The following is a 17,317-nucleotide window of genomic DNA, read 5'->3' as shown; positions in this document are numbered from 1 at the left end:
GCGGTCGGTGCCGCGCATCAATCCACTCGGGGGCGCTGAGCCGTCCCCCGTCGATGGGGCTGCAGCGTGACCTGCGGATTTACATTTCGGGGCGGGCCGGTGTGAGCGTGAGCCGGTTGTCGCCGCCCGGCTGCTTCCAACTGACGGCGTTGGCGTGGACGATGTATGCCTCGCTGGTGTTGTCCAGGCCCTCAACGCATATCAGGCGGCGAGTTCCCTTGGCCGCGCCATTGTCGATCTGGGTGAAGTCGGGGAAAGAACGCAGTATGGGGGTGATGTAGCGAGTGCCGAAGATGTCGAAGATCTCGTATTTCGCGGTCGTGTTGCGCTTGAGGTAGGCCAGGCGTAGGTAGTGTGCTCCGGCGCCTTCGACGGCCATTCGGTAGGCGGGGTGGTCCCGGGTGGTGCCGAGGGTGGCGTTCTGGACGTTGCCTTTGTTGCCGGTCATGCCGAACAGGGTCAGGCCGTCGATCAGGGGGGCGATGGGCTGAGTGCACCAGGAGTCGGCGTCGGTGTAGATGCCTCCGTACTGGGCGAGGAGTTCGAGGCGGAGAAGGTCGGCCCGTATGGCAAGCGGCTGGTCGGCGAGGGCGTTGTAGATCCACTGGTTGTGCAGTACGGGGAGGTTCCTGTCGGTCCACAGCTTGACCTGGTAATCGGGGTTGTGCTCCTTCCAGGTGTGGAAGTTGTCCCGATAGGGGAAGGTCTTCTTGCCGATCCAGATGATGTGGATCAACTTGGGGATCCCCGCCTGCACGCCATCTGCGACGTTGATGGTGGACCGGCGGAATCTGTTGCGGATCACGGTGCCTCCCAGCGGACCTCGGTGTTGAGGAAGTCGGCCGCCTGCTGTGCGGCGGCGGGTTCGGTGCACCGGCCATTGATCGTGGTCGGGCGGTGTGCTGCGGCGGACGACCGGGAAGAATTCCTCGCCGTCGTTCTGGCCGTGTCGCGCGCGACGGGACAGTGGTCAGCGGTGTGGCGACGCCGGCATGGTCAGTGTTTCGCCCTCCGCCTCCTGCGGGCCGAGGCGCAGCGCGTTCGGGTACTTCACGCCCTCGGCCTTGAGCACCCGGGCCGCGGCCTCGATGTCGGACCAGGAGATGGGCGGCTTGAGTCCGAGGCTCCGCACGACCGGACTCGACCGCGATGGTGAGCAGTTCGTCGGCTCTGTAGTGCAGGTCCTTGGCCGCATACTCGGCGTAGCCGTCGGTCTGGACGGGTCGGGCGCCTTGCCTTGCTCGACCAGTTCGGCGACCTTCGCGTGGAGGGTGTCCGCGGAGTAGACCTTGGCCTCCACACGGATGCCCCGGTGCTCGGACCGGAACGCCAGGCCCGCACGGGCCAGTACGCCTGGTACGCCTGGGAGTTCTTCTGGGCGCTGTCGCCGTAGTCGGGGGCCATGACGGTGAGGGTGACGGAGCCCGAGTCCGCGCCGCAGGCGCCCACTTCGGCAATGAGCCCCGGCGCGGCCGCCACCGCCCTCACGACCCGGCTCCGTCGACGCCCGGCCCCCTCACCCCAGTTCCGACGCACGACCCCTCACCCCAGTTCCACCGTCCCCCGACGCGCGCAGAAGAGATTCGATGGTAGGACCGTCCGGCAGGGCGGAGCAGACCACAGGTGTTGCTTTTGGGTTCCATCGGTGTGACACGAGTTCGCCAGAAGTCACATACGAGCGACGGGAGTTGGGGAAGACCTCGGCGCCGGCCAGGACACGGCCGGCCAGGACACGTTCGCTGAGCACGCGAGCCTTGGCGCAGGCCGCGAAAGGTCATCTGCTCGGCCAGGAGAGCGTCGCCACCACTGCGCCGCATGCTCCGACCATGCGTACCGCTGGATGCGGCGCGGTGAGTCCGTGGCTCGGCCGTCGCGCCGACTCCGACTGGCTGTCGGCGTCTTGGCCGCAGTGGCAGGTGAACCTCCAGGACCTCGTCGTGGCTCAGGATCGGCAGGCACTCCGGCGGCTGGTCTCGGCGGGAGCGAAGTCGGCGTCGGTGATCTCGAAGACTTCGTCGAGGCAGGCGTCATTCACACCTCGTCCAACCGTGCAACCGTCCAACCCGTGCTCGGTCAGCGTCTGGTTGTACGGATCGGAGCTGCCTTTGCCGCGGAATCGACAGTGCCCGCCTATCCAGGCCTGCCGGGTCGGCAGGAGCAACAACGGTTCAGGTGGCACCCCCTGGGTGTGGCGATTCCGACGGTGGTGTGTGCGGCCGCCGAGGCTCGCGGCCGCGGCCACACCGTCTTCGTCAGGCGGTATCCGCGTCCTGCTGCTCCGACGAGGTGTCGGCCGCAGAAGTCCCGGCCGGTGTGTAGAAGACGGATGAGCCCTGCTTGGTGCGGTGGACGCGGCCCTTGGCGACGAGGCCTTCCGTCGTGGTGCGTACGACCTTGGGCTTGATGTCGCGGTCGGGATGGGCCTGGGCCAGGCCGGTGGTGATTTCCGCGGCGGAGCGCGGTTCGGACTGCTGGATGAGGTGGTTGAGGATGAGCTCGACGAGCGTGGGCTGCTTCGCCGCGGTTGTGGACGCCTTCGTGCCGGGAGTCTTGGCTGCCGTCTTCGCGGGCTTCGCGGCAGCGGCTGCCTTCCGCTTGCCTGGCTTGGTCCCCTTCGTCTCCTTGGCTTCCTTGGTCTCCGCCGAAGCCTGCCGTGGCACCGAGGGGGCAGCCGTGACAGGCTCTTCGGCGCTCGGGCCGGCTTCCAGCGAGCTCTCGCCGCCCAGCGTCCGTTGCAGGGTCACCAACAGGGTCTGGTCGTGCTGAAGGGCACTCAATTGCTCCTGGAGTGCGGTGACTTCGGCGCCGATACGCTCCTGTTCCTTGGCGTTGCGTTCAAGGTCCGCGGTCACCTGGGCGGCGTACTGCGTTTTGAGCTCTGTGGTCGCTGACTCGACTTCGGACATGGCAACTTCCTCTCGTCGTGCATGCTGTGTGGTGCTGGGGCCGGATGGTACTCGCATCTTCCCCGCCATGATCCTCACTGTGTCCAGACCGTCTTGTAGAACCCCGGCCTGGGACACAACTGCTGTGGGCTGCATACGGATAGGGATGAGCGCACGCGAACGGCTCAGCTGTCCGCATCTATTGATGTCTCGACGTCAACCTTCAGGGTGACTGCGAAGGCAGCCTGACAGTGTGACTGGCGACAGGCAATGGGCCTGTCGCCAGCGCGTCTTCTCAGCGCGGCCCTGCCCGGTCCGTGCTGTGACCGCATAGATGCCTCACGGGTCCAAGCTGTCAAAAGGGAAGCTCTGAAGTCTGTGTGGCGTGACGTGCTGTTCGAATGTTCGCGAGAATGGGAGGCACCCGGCGGACAACCCTGGCTCCCGGGCGTTCTTGCGATCCCTCGCCGTGGTTGGATCACGGCCCTTCGAGCAGATGCCGGCCTGTACGCCAGCGCGGCGCCGTGTCGTCGGGGACGTCCGGGGAGGAGAAGTGGAACGGCACCCCGAGATGGTCGGCCAGAGCCCGGCCCGCCTCGGCGGCGACGGTGCTCGGCGGGGCCCCGTCATGGCGGTAATGGACGGTCGCCAGGTGGCCTTCCCCGGCTGGGTCGTCCAGGACCGCGACCAACAGTACGAACCAGTCGTGAACGGTGTCGCCGTCCCAGAGGGCTTCGATGGCGGCGACACGGCCCGGCAGAGCCGCTGCCCGGGCTGCGAGTGACGGGATGTCGAGCGGATCGGGCCGTCGGCGTTGCACGCGGTCGCCGAGGGCCTCGTAGCGCGCTTGGACCACTTGCTCCGCCTCGTGCAGGCCCAGCCCCAGTGGCCGCATGGCGTCCCACACAGACTTGACTGCCATCATCCGGCGGTCACGCAGCACGTTCGCGTCGACCTCCTGGCGGGTCCCTTCCTCCAGGTAAGCCCACCAGCCACTCACGGGGCCGCCGGACGAGAATGCATGTCGTGCGTCATGGGTCGAACGTACGTCAGTACGCCGCGAACGACCGAGCTGGGCCCGCAAGGAGTCTGACGATCCGCGGGATCTGCCGGCAGGACCACCTCCACCGTGCCCACCACCCTGCCCAGCGCCTCTCACGACCGGGATCAGCGTCTATTCCAGTTTGAATGCGTCGTCCGTGGTTACCAGAAACCAGGCAGACCGTTCTGCGTCATTGACGCGGACCAGCGCTGAACGTTCACTCTAAGTAACGTATGGGACAGGGAGCTACTGACTTCTGCGATCGAAAGCGGTTGAGCATGGCAGTAGTGCAAAGGCCCGGCATTCTGACGGCGGCGGCAGAACACGATGCCCGTTCGGCGCCATCCGCCCCGGCTGCCAACGCTGCGGAACCGCGTGTTTCACCGGTCAATTCACACAACGAGTGGGACCCGCTGGAGGAGGTCATCGTCGGGCGTCTCGATGGCGCGACGATCCCCTCCCACCATCCGGCCGTGGCCTGCAACATCCCGCCCTGGGCGGCGCGGTTGCAGGGGCTTGCCGCCGGCTTCCGATATCCGCGCCTGCTGATCGAGCGGGCGCAGCAGGAACTCGATGAGTTCGTCACTCTCCTGCAGTCCCTCGGTATCGCGGTCAGGCGCCCGGACGCGGTAGACCACAGGCAGCGCTTCAGCACCCCCAACTGGTCGTCGCGTGGTTTTTGCAACGCCTGTCCGCGGGACAGCATGCTTGTGATCGGCGACGAGATCATCGAGACTCCGATGGCGTGGCCGTGCCGATATTTCGAGACCCACCCCTATCGCGCGATCCTCAAGGACTACTTCCGGCGCGGTGCGCGCTGGACGGCGGCGCCCAGGCCGCAGCTCACGGACGCACTGTTCAAGGCGGATTTCCGTGTCCCCGGGGCGGGCGAGCCGATGCGCTACCTCCTCACCGAGTTCGAGCCGGTGTTCGACGCGGCGGACTTCGTACGCGCGGGACGCGACCTGTTCGTTACGCGGAGCAACGTCACCAACCGCATGGGTATCGAGTGGTTGCGCCGCCATCTCGGACCCGGCTATCGCATCCACGAGATCGAGAGCCGCTGCCGCACGCCCATGCACATCGACACGACGTTCCTCCCGCTCTCGCCGGGCAAGGTATTGGTCAATCCCGAATACATCGACGTCGATCGGCTGCCCGATGTCCTGAGCACGTGGGACATCCTGATCGCCCCCGAGCCCAACCCGATCGACGAGCGTCTTCTCAAGATCACGTCGATGTGCGGCAAGTGGCTCAACATGAACATTCTCATGATCGACAACACCCGGGTGATCGCGGAGCGGCATCACACCGACATGCTGCGCGCGCTAGAAAAGTGGGGATTCGAGCCGATCCTGAGCGACCTGCTCCACTACGCACCGTTCGGCGGCTCATTCCACTGCGCGACCCTCGATATCCGGCGTCGCGGCACGCTCGAATCGTATTTCGATTGATCGGTCATCCGGACTACTTACGACTCCCCAGGGAGCGAATCCTGGTCGCGACCGACGCGACCGACGCGACCGACGCGACCGACGCGACCGACGCGACCGACGCGACCGACGCGACCGACGCGTTCGAGGACTCGCTGCCCGCCGAGCGGGCAGGCGTCCGACTCGCGCTGCCGAACGGCCTGCCGCTCGGCTGGATGCCCTGACCCACCGTCGACCCCAGTGCGGCCGCCGTGATGAGCTTCGCTGCCCAGCGCCGTCTTACCGTGTATGAACACGAACACGACACTCCACCCAGAACCGCAGACCGCGGCCGGCAAGGTGCTCTGGCACTTCACGATGTCGCTCGACGGCTTCGTCGCCGGGCCGAACCACGAGATGGACTGGATGTCCGGGTTCTCCGGCAAGCCCGGGCTGGAACAGGAGTACGCCGCGACGACCGGAGCCGTGCTCGGCGGCCGGGACGGCTGGGACGCGTTTTCCGGATCCCGCCCTTATGGGGGCGGTGACGCCTGGCAGGGCTCGGTCTTCGTCCTCACCACCACCCCGAGGACGCCACGCCGGCCGACGATGTCACGTTCCTCACCTGCGACGTCGCCGAGGCCGTGCGGATCGCGCTGGAAGCCGCGGGCGGCAAGAACGTCGAGGTGCTCTCGGCCTCGATCGGAGCACAGTTGATCGAGCGCGGCCTGATCGACGAGATCGACCTGCACATCGTGCCGGTCCTGCTCGGTGACGGCATCCGGCTGTTCGACAACCCCGGCGGCGCACCCGTGCGCCTCGACCGTGTGCACGACGGTGCCCCGAACGAGGAGTTCAGCGTCCGCTTCCGTCGGGCCGCCTGAACCGGCCGAGCGTCCGAGGTCCTGGGGAGTGTTCATTGGCTGGCATCGTGCACCGCACTGAGTGCTCCAAGTGCTCTGAGTGCTCTGACGCCGACGGCTCAGGCCAGGGTCAGGCTCATGATCGTCAGGTCGAGCCACCGGCCGAACTTGGTGCCGACCTCCGGCACGGTGCCCGCGTGGCGGAATCCGAAGCGTTCGTGCAGCCGGATCGACGCGGAGTTGCCGGCCTCGATGTCGGCGATCATCACGTGATGGCCGGCCTGACGCGCCGCGGAGATCAGAGCGGTCATCAGAGCGGAGCCGATGCCGAGCCCGTGACAGCTCTCGCGAACATAGACCGAGTTCTCCACCGTGTGGCGATACCCGTCCAGGTCCCGCCACGGGCCGTAGACCGCGAAGCCCGCGACCTCGCCCTCCACTTCGGCCACGAACGCCGAGCCGCGGTCCAGGTGAGCGGCGAACCAGGCGGCCCCCTCGGCAGGAGACTGCGGCGTCTCGGTCCACAGGGCCGTCGAGTGCTTGACCGCATGGTTGCGGATGGCGATGACGACTGCCGCGTCGTGGGGATGTGCCGGGCGGACTGTCACCGAGCCCGGATTCTCGTATATTGGATTCATGTCCAACATGGTAGATCCCCTGGTGGGGCAGATCGCATCCCGCATCCGCACCGAACGGGAACGGCGCCGGTGGACCCTGGTTCAGCTCGCCGACGCCTCCGGGGTGTCCCGCGCGATGATCAACCGGATCGAGCGCGGCGAGAGCAGCCCCACCGCCGTCATCCTCGGCAAGCTGTCCGCCGCTTTCCAGCTCAGCGTCTCGTCCCTGCTGGCCCTCGCCGAAGGCGCGACCGACGACGGCGGGGATGTGGCCGCGGGAGTTCGTCGGCCGGCCGACGCCTTGGAGTGGCGCGATCCCGCCACCGGGTACCGGCGACGCCAGATCACGGGGCCGCACTTCCCCGCGGAGATCGCCGAGATCCGGTTGCCGCCCGGTGCCCACGTGCCGTATCCGGCCGCGGCCTTCGCCTTCATCCGGCAGGTCGTCTGGGTGCTGGAGGGCCGACTGACCTTCCACGAGGGCGACACGGTGCACGAACTCGAGGCGGGCGACGTGATCGAACTGGGCGAGCCTGCTCCGTGCGCCTTCGCCAACAACAGCGAAGCCGAATGCCGCTATGCCGTCATCCTCACCCGGGACCAAAGGCCGTGACCCGCCCCCGGGGTGGCACGTTCCTCCTCGCCTGCATTGCCGGGATGGCGATCGCGAACAACTACGCCATCCAGCCCGCGCTCACCGATGTCGCCGCGGACCTCGAGGTCCCGCTCTCTGTCATCGGTCTCGTGCCGACCGCCGCACTCGCAGGCTGCGTGATCGGATTCGCCCTGCTGCTCCCTCTCAGCGACCACCTGGCTCCCCACCGCCTGGTCGCCGGACAGCTCACCCTCCTGGCTGCCGCCCTCATCGTCGCCGTGGCTGCCCCCGGCGCGGGCGTGCTCGTGACCGCCTACCTGCTCATCGGCGCGGCGGCCAGTGTCGCGGCGCAGGCCGGCAGCATCGTCGGCCGACACGCCCCGCCCGTGCGCCGCGCCACCGGCGTCGCCACCGTGGCCGCCGGGATGTCGGCCGGCATCCTGCTCAGCCGACTGGCCGGAGGCACTCTCGCCGACATTCTCGGATGGCGGCAGATGTTGCTCGTCTTCGCCGCCCTCGCCCTGCTGGGCGCGATCGGCGCCGGGACGTTGCTTCCCCGGCAGCGGCCACGCCCTCGCCGCAGTTACCTCGCCACCCTCGGCTCGCTCCCTCCACTGCTGCGGCGGCACCCGCAACTGCGTCGCTCGGTGACCGCCGGAGCCCTGTAGTACTTCGCCTTCAACCTCATATGGGTCACGCTCACGCTGCGGCTCGCCCAGGCGCCCTACTCGCTCAGCCCGTCCGCCATCGGGCTGTACAGCCTGGCAGGACTGCTCGGCTTCGCCGCGCTCCCGCTCAGCGGACGGCTCACCGACCGCTACACCCCGCGCACCGTGATCGCCGTCGCCATGCTGGTCGCCTCGGCAGGCACCGCCCTGCTCGGCACCGGCCTCGGTACCCCGCCGGTCACCATCCTCGGACTCGCGCTCTTCGACGCCGGCTGCTTCGCCGCCCAAGCCGCCAACCAAAGCCGGGTCATCGCCCTCGACCCCGAACGCAGCGGCAGCCTCAGCAGCGTCTACCTGGTGCTGTACTTCATCGTCGGCGCCGTCGGCACCGCACTCGGCGCACCCGTGCTCGAAGCCCTTGGCTGGCGCGGCGCATGCGTCACCGCTGGCGCCGCCCTGCTCCTTGCCGCCCTCCTCGGATTCACGGGCACCCGACACCCTCGCCGGCCACGAGCGTCGCGCCGCTGGAAGGCAGCCGTTGCCTCTGCGCAGCCCGAATACGTCCAGGAGGGGCAGGAACCACAACCCGGGTGACCCCGCAGCACCATGCCCGGTCAGCCGGTCAGCCGGTCAGCCGGTCAGCCGGTCAGCCGATGCGGTGGTGTGGCGGTGCGGTGTGCGGCGGGAGCGGGCCAGAGCCAGCCCGCCGAGGACCATGGCGATCAGCCCCACCACCAGGGCCACGATGGCCCCGCCCAGCCCGTTGCCGGTGCCGATACCACCGTCGGAGGTGGCCACAACCAGCCCACCGAGGGCCATGGCTATCAGCCCCGCCGCCAGGGCCATGGTGATTCCGAGTCGCCCGGAGTCGGTGCCGAAACGACCGGCGGGGCGGGCCAGAGCCAGCCCACCGATGACCACGCCGATCAGCCCCAGTACGGCGCCCAGGCTGGCCCCGAGTCGCCCGGAGCTCATGTCGTAAGCACTGGCGGCGGCGGGTGTGGCAAGCACAAGTTGGACTGACATCAAGGCTGCTGATGAGCTCATGTCCCTCTCCTCTGTCGTGCGTCTCGTTTCCGTGGTTTGGATGTCGTCTGATCATGTCGCCGGGCGCGCCGTTGGTCGTCCTGCGGGCGGATGCACTTCGCGCTGCCGCCGATGGCGCACCGGGATGCCGCGGATGCCGCAGGCGCCGCGAAGGTACTGCGTGCGCGGTAGGCGGCCGCTCGTCCGTGAGCCGGACTCGCCCGCAGTGACATCCGGCTAGGGTGCGCGCATGGGTACAGGACGGCCCCGTGTCGGGGCCGGCGTCAGAGACTGGGCGATCGCCGTCGGCGTTGCGGCGACGCTGCTGGTCACCGGGCTGTCCGGGCATGACTCCGCCGCGAACCTCGACCTGCTGGGATACGCGCTGCTGGTGGCCGGCGGTCTGGCGCTGGCCGCGCGCCGCCGGGCGCCGGTTCCCGTCCTGGTCGTCACCGGGCTGTGCGCGGTGGGCTACCAGGCGGTCGGCTTCGACGTGCCCGCCGTGGCGTACCTGTTTGCGGTGTACGCAGCCGTACGGGCGGGACACCGCACCTTCACCGTGGCGGCGAGTGTGACCATGCTGGCCGTTCTCCCCCTCGCGGCACTGGCCTCCCTGCACGACGTGGGCGAGGCGTTCGAGCAGGCCCGGGGCGCCCTCGAGCTGGCCTGGCTGATCGCGGCCGGCGCCGCGGGTGAAGCGCTGCGGCAGGCCGAGCGGCGGGCGGACGAAGCCGAGCGCACCCGGGAGGAGACCGCGCGGCGCCGCGCGGACGAGGAGCGGCTGCACATCGCGCGGGAGCTGCACGACTCGCTCACCCACCAGATCTCGATCATCAAGGTGCAGTCCGAAGTCGCCGTCCACGTGGCGCGCAAGCGCGGCGAACAGGTGCCGGAGGCCCTGCTGGCGATCCAGCAGGCCGGACGTGAGGCGACCCGGGAACTGCGCGCGACCCTGGAGGCGCTGCGCGACGACGACACGGCCCCGCCTCGTGGGCTCGACGACGTCCCGGGACTGGTGGAACGGGCCCGTACCATCGGCCTGGACGCGACGCTGACGATCGAAGGGCAACGACACGACGTGCCGGCCGCGGTGGACCGTACCGTCTACCGGATCGTTCAGGAATCGCTCACCAACATCGCCCGTCACGCGGACGCCGCCACGGCGTCAGTCCGGATCGACTGCCGTCCGGACGCCCTCGCGATACGCGTCGATGACGACGGCAGAGCCACACCGGCCACCGCCATGGTGCCCGGCGTCGGGCTGCTCGGGATGCGCGAACGAGTCACCGCCCTCGGTGGTCGGCTGCGGGCGGAGCCGCGCGGCGAGGGAGGCTTCACCGTCCAGGCCGAACTCCCTGTGGACCAGACGTCATGATCCGTGTCCTGCTGGTCGACGACCAGCGGCTCCTGCGCAGCGGATTCCGCGCGCTCCTCGACATGGAAGACGACATCGAGGTGGTCGCCGAGGCCGGCGACGGGTTGGAGGGCCTGGCTCTCGTCAAGGAACACCTGCCCGACATCGCGCTCATCGACATCCAGATGCCGGTCGTCGACGGCATCGAGGCGACCCGGCGCATCGCCGCGGACCCGACCCTGGCCGGCGTGCACGTCGTCATCCTGACCAACTACGGCTTTGACGAGTACGTCTTCGACGCACTGCGCGCCGGCGCAGCCGGATTCCTCGTCAAGGACATCGTGCCGGAAGACTTCCTCCACGCCGTACGTGTCGCCGCGCGAGGTGACGCCCTGCTCGCACCGTCGATCACCCGCAAGCTGATCAACCGGTACGTCACCCAGCCGCTCCACACAAGCCTCGGCACGGGGCTGGAAGAACTGACCAACCGTGAACGCGAGGCCGTCGCCCTGGTCGCGCAGGGCCTGTCCAACGACCAGATCGCCAACCGCATGATGATCAGCCCGATGACTGCAAAGACCCACATCAACCGGGCCATGGCCAAGCTCCACGCCCGCGACCGTGGCCAACTCGTGGTCATCGCCTACGAATCCGGCCTGGTAACCCCACGCAACCGCTGAGGAACGATTCCGCTGGGCCGCAAGGGTTGGACAGCCGAAGGATCGGCGACAAGTCAGGCCTGGGGGGCGGTGGTTACGGGCCCTACCGTCGGCCTGGGGCGGATCGCCGCCCTGGACTCGCCCGTCACCGGGCCCCGTGGGCCTCACCACTCGCGGACCACAGCCGCGCGCTCAGCCGACGGCAGCGCCGAACCACTTGGGCAGCTGACTGAACAGATCCTGCTGGTCTTCACCGACCCACGCCACGTGGCCGTCCGGCCGCAGCAGCACGGCAGGCACGTCCAGTTCCTCGCTGACGTCGACGACGTGGTCGACCCGGTCTGCCCAGCCCGCCACCGAAAGCCGGCCGGTCTGGTCGAGCAGCAGGCCGCGGCCGCCGTGCATCAGCTCGTAGAGGCGACCCCGCTTCAGCTTCACGTCCCGCAGGCGCCGACCGAGCAGCTCGTGGCCCTCGCCGAAGTCGTAGTGGACCGCGATCGCGGTGATCTTCTCGATCAGGTACCGGTTCACCTCCTCGAAGTCCATCAGTTCCGACACCAGTCGGCGTACGGCCTGGGCGCCCGGCTCGGTGGACACCAGCACCGTCTGCGCGCGGGTGTTGTCCAGCACGGCGGCGGCCACCGGGTGCCGTTCGGTCTGATAACTGTCCAGCAGCCCCTCCGGCGCCCAGCCGCCGACCTCGGCGGCCAGCTTCCAGCCGAGATTGAACGCGTCCTGGATGCCGAGGTTGAGGCCCTGTCCGCCCATCGGGGGGTGGATATGCGCGGCGTCGCCGGCCAGCAGCACCCGGCCGACTCGGTAGCGCTCGGCCAGCCGGGTGGCGTCGCCGAAGCGGGACAGCCAGCGCGGTGAGTGCACGCCGAAGTCGGTGCCGGCGTACACCCGCAGCTGCCGCTTGAACTCCTCGAGGGTTGGCGGGACCGCGCGGTCCTCGGCCACCCCTTCGGCGGGCACCACGACGCGATACACCCCGTCCCCGAGGGGCCCGAGGCCGAACCGCAGCTCGGTCTTGCGGACGTCCGCGACGATGGCGGCAATCGTATCCGGGGCTTCGGTCACCTCCATCTCGCCCAGCAGCGTCTCGGCCTTGGCGGGCTCGCCGGGAAAGCCGATGCCGAGCAGCTTGCGCACCGTGCTACGACCGCCGTCGCAGCCCACGAGATAGCGCGAGCGCAGCTGTGTGCCGTCGGCCAGCTCGGCGGTCACACCGTCGTCGTCCTGGCTCAGCCCGACCAGTTCGCAGCCACGCCGGATCTCGGCACCGAGTTCGGTGGCGTGCTCGGCCAGCAGGCGATCAGTGGTGGTCTGCGGGATGCCGAGGACGTACGCATGCGCGGTGTCCAACCGGTCCGGCGACGGTTTGGCGATGCCGGCGAAGAAACCACCGACGGGGAACTGCCGGCCAAGCGCGAGGAACCGCTCCAGCAGACCGCGCTGGGCCATCACCTCGATGCTGCGCACGTGCAGGCCGAGCGCGCGGACATACCTGGTCGGCTCCGTCTCCTTCTCGAGTACGAGCGCGTGCACGCCGTGCAGCCGTAACTCGCTGGCCAGCATCAAGCCGGTCGGTCCGCCGCCGGCAATGATCACGTCGATCATCACAGCCCCCATTTCCGCAGGTCCTCGCTTCGATCAGCGATTCTGCGGCACGCCCCCGGTCTTGCCGCAAGCCCCCCGGTGCGCTATAAGTTGAGAGTGGCAAGGAGTGGGTGACCTCCTTGCCTTTCCTTTTGTCGTCGTCCGCTCTGGACGGACAACCTCCTCGCGAACAGCTCACCCGCAGCCGCCCCGACACCACCTGTCATCCGTGCTCTTGGTCCATCAGTGGGCGATGTTGTCGATCAGCTCACGGGCGCCCTGGCGCAGCAGGGCCACGGCGACGGAGGTGCCCAGGGTGGCGGGGTCGAGGCGGCCGGCCCACTCGTGGGCGTTGAGCTGGGTCTTGCCGTCCGGGGTGAACACGCAGGCACGCAGGGACAGTTCGCCGCCTCGTCCGGCCGTGGCGTAGCCCGCGATCGGCGAGTTGCAGTGGCCCTGGAGGACGTGGAGGAACATGCGTTCCGCGGTGGCTTCCCGGTAAGTGTCCGGGTCGCCGAGGGCGCTGACGGTGTCGATGACGGTCGTGTCGCCCTCGCGGCACTGGAGGGCGAGGATGCCCGCGCCGATCGGCGGCATCATCGTCTCGGGGGAGAGGACCTCGGTGATCACATCGGTGCGGCCGATGCGTTCCAGGCCGGAGACGGCCAGCAGCAACGCGTCCGCCTCACCGGCTGCGAGCTTCTCCAGGCGCCGGTTGGCGTTGCCGCGGAACGGCACGCATTGAAGGTGCGGATAGGAGGCGGCCAGCTGCGCGATCCGGCGTACCGAGGAGGTTCCGATCCGAGTGCCGGCCGGCAGCTCGTCGAGGGGGAGCCCGCCGGGGTGGATGAGAGCGTCGCGGATGTCGTCCCGTTTGAGGAACGCGGCGAACATGGTGCCCGCCGGCAGTGGCCGGTCGGCGGGCACGTCCTTGACGCAGTGCACCGCCAGGTCCGCCTCGCCGGCCAGGAGCGCGGCGTCGACCTCCTTGGTGAACGCCCCCTTGCCCTCGACCTGGGCCAGATCGCCCATCCACTTGTCGCCGGTCGTCTTCACCGGCACCACCTCGGTGCGCACCTGCGGGTGGAGCGCGGCCAGCTCGGCTTGGACGCGCTCCACCTGGGCCAGGGCCATGGGCGAGTCGCGGGAGACGATACGGATCAACTCAGGGACGGACATACGCCAACGATAGACCGTCAGACTCGAGCGCCGACCACAGCCCCGATACACACATCTCATCGGCGTGGCACGGAGGTTGGGGTGCTCGGGCAGGTGTGCGAGGAACTCGTCGACGCGTTCCTGGTGGTCGTCGGGCCACGTCGACTGCGACAGCAGGTCGTCGACGACGTACAGGCCGGCCGGCCCGAGCAGCCCCAGCAGGTCTGTCGGCCGCCGGAACTTGCCCGGGTGAGAGGGCGCAGCGGCGCCGGCGGTCAGTGGTCGATGCTGGCCATGTTCGCCTGGTCGTGGCGCTCACCCGCGGCCGGCGTGAGGTTGTTCAGGCGGTCGAGCTGAGCAGTGGTGAGTTCGATGCCGTCGGCGGCGGTGTTCTCTTCGACGCGTGAGACCCGCCGGGTGCCGGGGATGGGGGCGATGTCGTCGCCGCGGGTCAGCAGCCATGCCAGCGCGGTCTGGGCCGGGGTGGCTCCGACTCCAGCCACCGACGCCGTCCCCGGCACCGAGGACCTGGACGAGGACACCGACCAGGCAAGCGAAGTCAGAGACGCGGCAGATGCCACGCCGATGCCCTGGGCGTTCGACACAAGGCAGTTCCGCCGCACCCTGGCCTGGCACATCGCCTTCCAGCCCTTCGGGATGGTCGCTGGCACCAGGCAGTACAAGCACGCCAGCTTCGCGGTATTCGAGGGCTATGCAGGTACCTCGGCCTCGGGATTCGCCGACGAGGTCGCCGCCGACAAGGCCGTGGCCATGCTCGACTATGTTGAAGATCTCTACCACGACTGGAACGACGGGGGGCGGTCCAGCGGAGGGGCCGCCAATCGCATCGAGGCGGAATTCGACCGCATCCGAGCCGAGTTGGGCGACCTGCCGGGGACGGTGGCCAGTCCCGAGCGGGTCCGGACGATGCTTCGGCATCTGACCCGCACTCTGCACCCCGGTGTCCTCAACGATTGCTTCCACCATGCCGAGACTGCGGTCTGCGAGAAGCGCTCACCCGGCCTGGGCCGTCCTCTGCCCATGCTGAACATGTGCCTGACCTGCCCGAACTCTCGCCGTTCGTCCGTCCATCTACCCAGACTCCACCAGACCCGCGAGCAAGCCCTTCAGGAGTTCGGCGACACCACCGGCCTGCCGCCGCACCAGGCGACGGCGATCAGTGAGTTCGTCAACACCCTCGACACGCTGATCGACGAACTCGCCGAGACGGGAGCGGCCCGGTGACCAGCACACTCATGACGGCTCAGACCATATTCGCCCGACTCAACCGCGACCGGGACCTGGCCGACATCGACCGGGAGATCATGAGGGCCTTCGAACGGTTGCTGGACGGCCGCCCCGAGATCACCGACGGCTCGCTGAAAGTGGTGAACATCGCCGCCGAGGCCGGGGTGTCCCGGGCCTCTTACTACCGCTCCCCGGTCGCGGCGGCCATCAAGGAGATTCTGGAGGCCCCGGATCTCAAGCGCCCAGAGGTCGACGACTTCAAGGCCGAGGTCACCAGGCTCAGGAAGGAGATGCGCGAGTTGCGCCGGGAGAAGGCCGAAGAGGTGCGCGAGCTGAAGGACATGGTGGCCACCTACGCCAACCAGATCCAGGTCCTCGCTCTTCGCAACGTCGAACTGGAGGCCGACTCGGAAGCACTTCGAGCGCACATCGCTGGCACTCCGGGCAACGTCAGCCCGCTGCGACAACTCGCCCGCATTCGCCGCTCTAGATGATCAATTCCAAGGGCTGCCTGCAGGGGGTGTGGGGTGGGCGGCGGCCGAAGCCACCGCGAGACGGTCAGGCGGCGGGCTGCCGGCCGTGGTTGTCGAGGTGGCAGCGGGCGGTCAGGCGTCAGGGTCGACTTCGGGGTGCGTGAACCGCACGGGCTTGCCCAGCGACCGGGCGTAGGCGATTTCGGCTCGGGTGCTGTCTCCGATGTAGTCGCCGACTACGAGCACCTCATCAGCGAGCCGGATCTTCGCCCGGTGCAGATCGTCGAGTCGAACCTTCAGCGCCTCGGCCTCGACAGGATCGGACCAAAGTTCGTGCGGCGACTTCATGTCACAGCCCGGTTTGACGACAATCTTTCCGGCTTTGGTCTCCCGCAGATCGGCCTCGGTCATCTCGGTCATGAAGCGGGTGGAGCCGCAGATCACGACGATACGCGGGAGGCTCAACAGCTTCTTCGCGTCGGCGAGTTTCTCCTCGGGGGTGAGCCGTTGCGGGTATGACACTGGTTCCTCGTGGTGGTGTGGTCCAAGGGGTGCCTGCGGAGACGAGAACGAGGGTGTCCAAGATCGCTTTTGTGTACAGCGGGCAGCACCGCCAGCCGAGCAGTGACGGAGTCCGTTATGCCCGCTGAAGGGCACGAACGCTGGTTCCGGTGCTGACAGCCTCGCACAGAACGGATATCCGTCCCTGGCAGGGTCGGCTGCCGACTCCGCCGACGCTGTCGGCTACGGTGAAGGCATGTGCTGCCCCATGACTACCCGGACCGCCGCTTAGCGGCGGTACCCGAGGTTGCTGTAACTGCGGCCTCATTGCTGCCCCCTGCCGGGGCCAGTGCCAAGACGTACCGCCGGATCAGTGTCCTGCCGGCAGCCACTCGCTTATTTCTGTGCTGCCGGGCCATCCTGCCTGATCAGGGGAGTCATGTCTCAGCCGCAGCGTTTCCATTCACAGTACGAAAATCCATTCCCATGCCCGAATGCAGCCGGGCCCCTCGTCACGCAGGACCCGCGTGTCGCCACCCTGTTCCTGATGGTCGGGCTCCCCGGAGCCGGGAAAACCACCCGGGCCAAAGAGCTCGCCGCAACGCACCGGGCGCTGCGGCTGACCCCAGATCACTGGATGATCCCGCTGTTTGGCGATTCGATGGCCGACGGCAAGCGTTGGGTGCTCGAAGGGCGGCTCATCTCGGTCGCTCTGCAGGCGCTGCGGCTGGGGACCAGCGTCGTGCTCGACTATGGGCTCTGGGGCCGCGATGAACGGTCGGCACTGCGCTGGCTGGCGCGGTCGGCCAGGGCAGCATGCCAGGTGGTCTACGTGCCCGTGGACAAGGACGTCCAGCTCGCCCGCATCGCGCATCGTCAGGCGACGACACCGCATCAGACGTTTCCGATGAGCGAGGCCGACGTAGACCAATGGCGGGAGCAGTTCCAGGTGCCTGACGCCGCCGAACTCGATGGCGGCGAGATTCCCAGCCCGCCGACGGGCTGGCCGGGCTGGTCGGAGTGGGCGGTAGACCACTGGCCCTCGTGCACCGACAGCTAGGTGTTGCGGGTCAGGACGATGGTGACGGCGCATAGTGGTGGGCAAGATTGGTGGCGAGGTCGCGAAGGCGAGCCCTGGCTTCGGTGGGGCCGTGCACAGTGATGGCGCTCCCGAACGGCAGTAGTGCTCGCACGTCCTCCAGATGCAGGAAGCGGAT

20 protein-coding genes and 2 pseudogenes are annotated in these 17,317 nt (G+C 68.4%); 12 read left to right on the top strand and 10 right to left on the bottom strand.

The window, feature by feature from the left end; translation table 11 throughout:
* Window positions 1-79 precede the first annotated feature (79 nt).
* Window positions 80-805 (bottom strand): glycosyltransferase family 32 protein, encoded by a 726-nt coding sequence (locus GAS53_RS24635; protein ID WP_192583260.1) that lies wholly within the window; start codon window positions 803-805, stop codon window positions 80-82.
* A gap of 165 nt (window positions 806-970) precedes the next feature.
* Window positions 971-1,132 (bottom strand): hypothetical protein, encoded by a 162-nt coding sequence (locus tag GAS53_RS55290; protein ID WP_192583259.1) that lies wholly within the window; start codon window positions 1,130-1,132, stop codon window positions 971-973.
* Between the two features lie 105 nt (window positions 1,133-1,237).
* Between GAS53_RS55290 and GAS53_RS55285 the strand changes: the two genes are divergently transcribed.
* Window positions 1,238-1,393, top strand: a complete 156-nt coding sequence (locus GAS53_RS55285; RefSeq protein ID WP_192583258.1) for a hypothetical protein — start codon at window positions 1,238-1,240, stop codon at window positions 1,391-1,393.
* 859 nt (window positions 1,394-2,252) lie between these two features.
* On the opposite strand, the gene GAS53_RS24630 is transcribed toward GAS53_RS55285, so the two are convergent.
* Together GAS53_RS24630 and GAS53_RS24625 are read right to left on the bottom strand one after the other, a co-directional pair.
* Entirely contained in the window at window positions 2,253-2,906 is a 654-nt protein-coding gene (locus GAS53_RS24630; protein WP_151479886.1) for a hypothetical protein, read from the bottom strand.
* 457 nt (window positions 2,907-3,363) lie between these two features.
* On the bottom strand, window positions 3,364-3,885 hold the full coding sequence (locus GAS53_RS24625) for a hypothetical protein (protein WP_151479885.1): 522 nt from the start codon (window positions 3,883-3,885) through the stop codon (window positions 3,364-3,366).
* 320 nt (window positions 3,886-4,205) lie between these two features.
* On the opposite strand from GAS53_RS24625, the gene GAS53_RS24620 reads away from it, so the two are divergent.
* The 3 genes from GAS53_RS24620 to GAS53_RS56470 all read left to right on the top strand — a co-directional run bounded on the left by GAS53_RS24620 (window position 4,206) and on the right by GAS53_RS56470 (window position 6,223).
* Window positions 4,206-5,381: an amidinotransferase gene (locus GAS53_RS24620; protein WP_151479884.1), complete on the top strand. Its 1,176-nt coding sequence runs from the start codon at window positions 4,206-4,208 to the stop codon at window positions 5,379-5,381.
* Window positions 5,378-5,584 (top strand): hypothetical protein, encoded by a 207-nt coding sequence (locus GAS53_RS55280; protein ID WP_192583272.1) that lies wholly within the window; start codon window positions 5,378-5,380, stop codon window positions 5,582-5,584. The genes GAS53_RS24620 and GAS53_RS55280 overlap by 4 nt, the downstream gene beginning before the upstream one ends.
* A gap of 399 nt (window positions 5,585-5,983) precedes the next feature.
* Window positions 5,984-6,223 carry a dihydrofolate reductase family protein gene (locus GAS53_RS56470; RefSeq protein ID WP_263974159.1) on the top strand — a complete coding sequence of 80 codons (240 nt, stop codon included), beginning with the start codon at window positions 5,984-5,986 and terminating at the stop codon, window positions 6,221-6,223.
* Window positions 6,224-6,321: 98 nt separating this feature from the next.
* On the opposite strand, the gene GAS53_RS24605 is transcribed toward GAS53_RS56470, so the two are convergent.
* Window positions 6,322-6,840 (bottom strand): GNAT family N-acetyltransferase, encoded by a 519-nt coding sequence (locus GAS53_RS24605; RefSeq protein WP_151479882.1) that lies wholly within the window; start codon window positions 6,838-6,840, stop codon window positions 6,322-6,324.
* Here GAS53_RS24605 and GAS53_RS24600 point away from each other — a divergent pair.
* The 3 genes and pseudogenes from GAS53_RS24600 to GAS53_RS56460 form a co-directional block, all read left to right on the top strand.
* Window positions 6,839-7,432 (top strand): helix-turn-helix domain-containing protein, encoded by a 594-nt coding sequence (locus tag GAS53_RS24600; protein WP_151479881.1) that lies wholly within the window; start codon window positions 6,839-6,841, stop codon window positions 7,430-7,432. The genes GAS53_RS24605 and GAS53_RS24600 overlap by 2 nt on opposite strands.
* A complete protein-coding gene (locus GAS53_RS56465; protein WP_225859058.1) occupies window positions 7,429-8,082 on the top strand; it encodes an MFS transporter in 654 nt (217 codons plus the stop codon). The genes GAS53_RS24600 and GAS53_RS56465 overlap by 4 nt, the downstream gene beginning before the upstream one ends.
* Before the next feature lie 12 nt (window positions 8,083-8,094).
* A pseudogene (locus GAS53_RS56460) lies at window positions 8,095-8,676 on the top strand (MFS transporter); the annotation flags it as partial.
* Between the two features lie 36 nt (window positions 8,677-8,712).
* Here GAS53_RS56460 and GAS53_RS24590 read toward each other — a convergent pair.
* Window positions 8,713-9,057: a DUF6223 family protein gene (locus tag GAS53_RS24590; RefSeq protein ID WP_318722816.1), complete on the bottom strand. Its 345-nt coding sequence runs from the start codon at window positions 9,055-9,057 to the stop codon at window positions 8,713-8,715.
* 301 nt (window positions 9,058-9,358) lie between these two features.
* Here GAS53_RS24590 and GAS53_RS24585 point away from each other — a divergent pair, with 301 nt between their 5' ends.
* The gene (locus GAS53_RS24585) at window positions 9,359-10,483 is read left to right on the top strand and encodes a sensor histidine kinase (RefSeq protein WP_151479880.1); all 1,125 of its coding nucleotides are present in this window, start codon (window positions 9,359-9,361) and stop codon (window positions 10,481-10,483) included.
* Window positions 10,480-11,142 carry a response regulator gene (locus GAS53_RS24580; protein ID WP_151479879.1) on the top strand — a complete coding sequence of 221 codons (663 nt, stop codon included), beginning with the start codon at window positions 10,480-10,482 and terminating at the stop codon, window positions 11,140-11,142. The genes GAS53_RS24585 and GAS53_RS24580 overlap by 4 nt, the downstream gene beginning before the upstream one ends.
* 171 nt (window positions 11,143-11,313) lie before the next feature.
* Here GAS53_RS24580 and rox read toward each other — a convergent pair whose 3' ends face one another.
* The 3 genes and pseudogenes from rox to GAS53_RS24565 form a co-directional block, all read right to left on the bottom strand.
* Window positions 11,314-12,741 carry a rifampin monooxygenase gene (rox, locus tag GAS53_RS24575; protein WP_151479983.1) on the bottom strand — a complete coding sequence of 476 codons (1,428 nt, stop codon included), beginning with the start codon at window positions 12,739-12,741 and terminating at the stop codon, window positions 11,314-11,316.
* Window positions 12,742-12,963: 222 nt separating this feature from the next.
* On the bottom strand, window positions 12,964-13,899 hold the full coding sequence (gene hemC, locus GAS53_RS24570; protein WP_151479878.1) for a hydroxymethylbilane synthase: 936 nt from the start codon (window positions 13,897-13,899) through the stop codon (window positions 12,964-12,966).
* A gap of 254 nt (window positions 13,900-14,153) precedes the next feature.
* Window positions 14,154-14,378 (bottom strand): annotated as a pseudogene (locus GAS53_RS24565) (aldo/keto reductase); the annotation flags it as partial.
* Between GAS53_RS24565 and GAS53_RS24560 the strand changes: the two are divergent.
* Both GAS53_RS24560 and GAS53_RS24555 read left to right on the top strand, forming a co-directional pair.
* Window positions 14,362-15,123, top strand: a complete 762-nt coding sequence (locus GAS53_RS24560; protein ID WP_151479877.1) for a hypothetical protein — start codon at window positions 14,362-14,364, stop codon at window positions 15,121-15,123. The pseudogene GAS53_RS24565 and the gene GAS53_RS24560 sit on opposite strands and share 17 nt — an antisense overlap.
* Window positions 15,120-15,620 carry a hypothetical protein gene (locus GAS53_RS24555; protein ID WP_151479876.1) on the top strand — a complete coding sequence of 167 codons (501 nt, stop codon included), beginning with the start codon at window positions 15,120-15,122 and terminating at the stop codon, window positions 15,618-15,620. Before GAS53_RS24560 ends, GAS53_RS24555 begins: the two co-directional genes overlap by 4 nt.
* Window positions 15,621-15,731: 111 nt before the next feature.
* On the opposite strand, the gene GAS53_RS24550 is transcribed toward GAS53_RS24555, so the two are convergent.
* Window positions 15,732-16,121, bottom strand: coding sequence for a hypothetical protein (locus GAS53_RS24550; RefSeq protein WP_048579802.1), 390 nt, complete (start codon window positions 16,119-16,121; stop codon window positions 15,732-15,734).
* Between the two features lie 526 nt (window positions 16,122-16,647).
* On the opposite strand from GAS53_RS24550, the gene GAS53_RS24545 reads away from it, so the two are divergent.
* The gene (locus GAS53_RS24545) at window positions 16,648-17,160 is read left to right on the top strand and encodes an AAA family ATPase (RefSeq protein WP_225859071.1); all 513 of its coding nucleotides are present in this window, start codon (window positions 16,648-16,650) and stop codon (window positions 17,158-17,160) included.
* Window positions 17,161-17,317 lie beyond the last annotated feature (157 nt).

It is taken from the genome of Streptomyces albicerus, from assembly GCF_008905045.1.
In the GTDB taxonomy this organism is placed as follows: domain Bacteria; phylum Actinomycetota; class Actinomycetes; order Streptomycetales; family Streptomycetaceae; genus Streptomyces; species Streptomyces albicerus.
The sequence above is the reverse complement of the archived record's forward strand: the minus strand, read 5'-3'. Positions and strand labels throughout refer to the sequence as shown.

Bases quoted from the DNA above. Each gene is read 5' to 3' on its own strand.
- GAS53_RS24630 (WP_151479886.1), bottom strand. From the start codon at position 2,906: ATGTCCGAAGTCGAGTCAGCGACCACAGAGCTCAAAACGCAGTACGCC.
- GAS53_RS24620 (WP_151479884.1), top strand. From the start codon at position 4,206: ATGGCAGTAGTGCAAAGGCCCGGCATTCTGACGGCGGCGGCAGAACAC.
- GAS53_RS24600 (WP_151479881.1), top strand. From the start codon at position 6,839: ATGTCCAACATGGTAGATCCCCTGGTGGGGCAGATCGCATCCCGCATC.
- GAS53_RS24605 (WP_151479882.1), bottom strand. From the start codon at position 6,840: ATGAATCCAATATACGAGAATCCGGGCTCGGTGACAGTCCGCCCGGCA.
- GAS53_RS24590 (WP_318722816.1), bottom strand. From the start codon at position 9,057: ATGAGCTCCGGGCGACTCGGGGCCAGCCTGGGCGCCGTACTGGGGCTG.
- GAS53_RS24585 (WP_151479880.1), top strand. From the start codon at position 9,359: ATGGGTACAGGACGGCCCCGTGTCGGGGCCGGCGTCAGAGACTGGGCG.
- GAS53_RS24580 (WP_151479879.1), top strand. From the start codon at position 10,480: ATGATCCGTGTCCTGCTGGTCGACGACCAGCGGCTCCTGCGCAGCGGA.
- rox (WP_151479983.1), bottom strand. From the start codon at position 12,741: ATGATCGACGTGATCATTGCCGGCGGCGGACCGACCGGCTTGATGCTG.
- hemC (WP_151479878.1), bottom strand. From the start codon at position 13,899: ATGTCCGTCCCTGAGTTGATCCGTATCGTCTCCCGCGACTCGCCCATG.
- GAS53_RS24545 (WP_225859071.1), top strand. From the start codon at position 16,648: ATGGTCGGGCTCCCCGGAGCCGGGAAAACCACCCGGGCCAAAGAGCTC.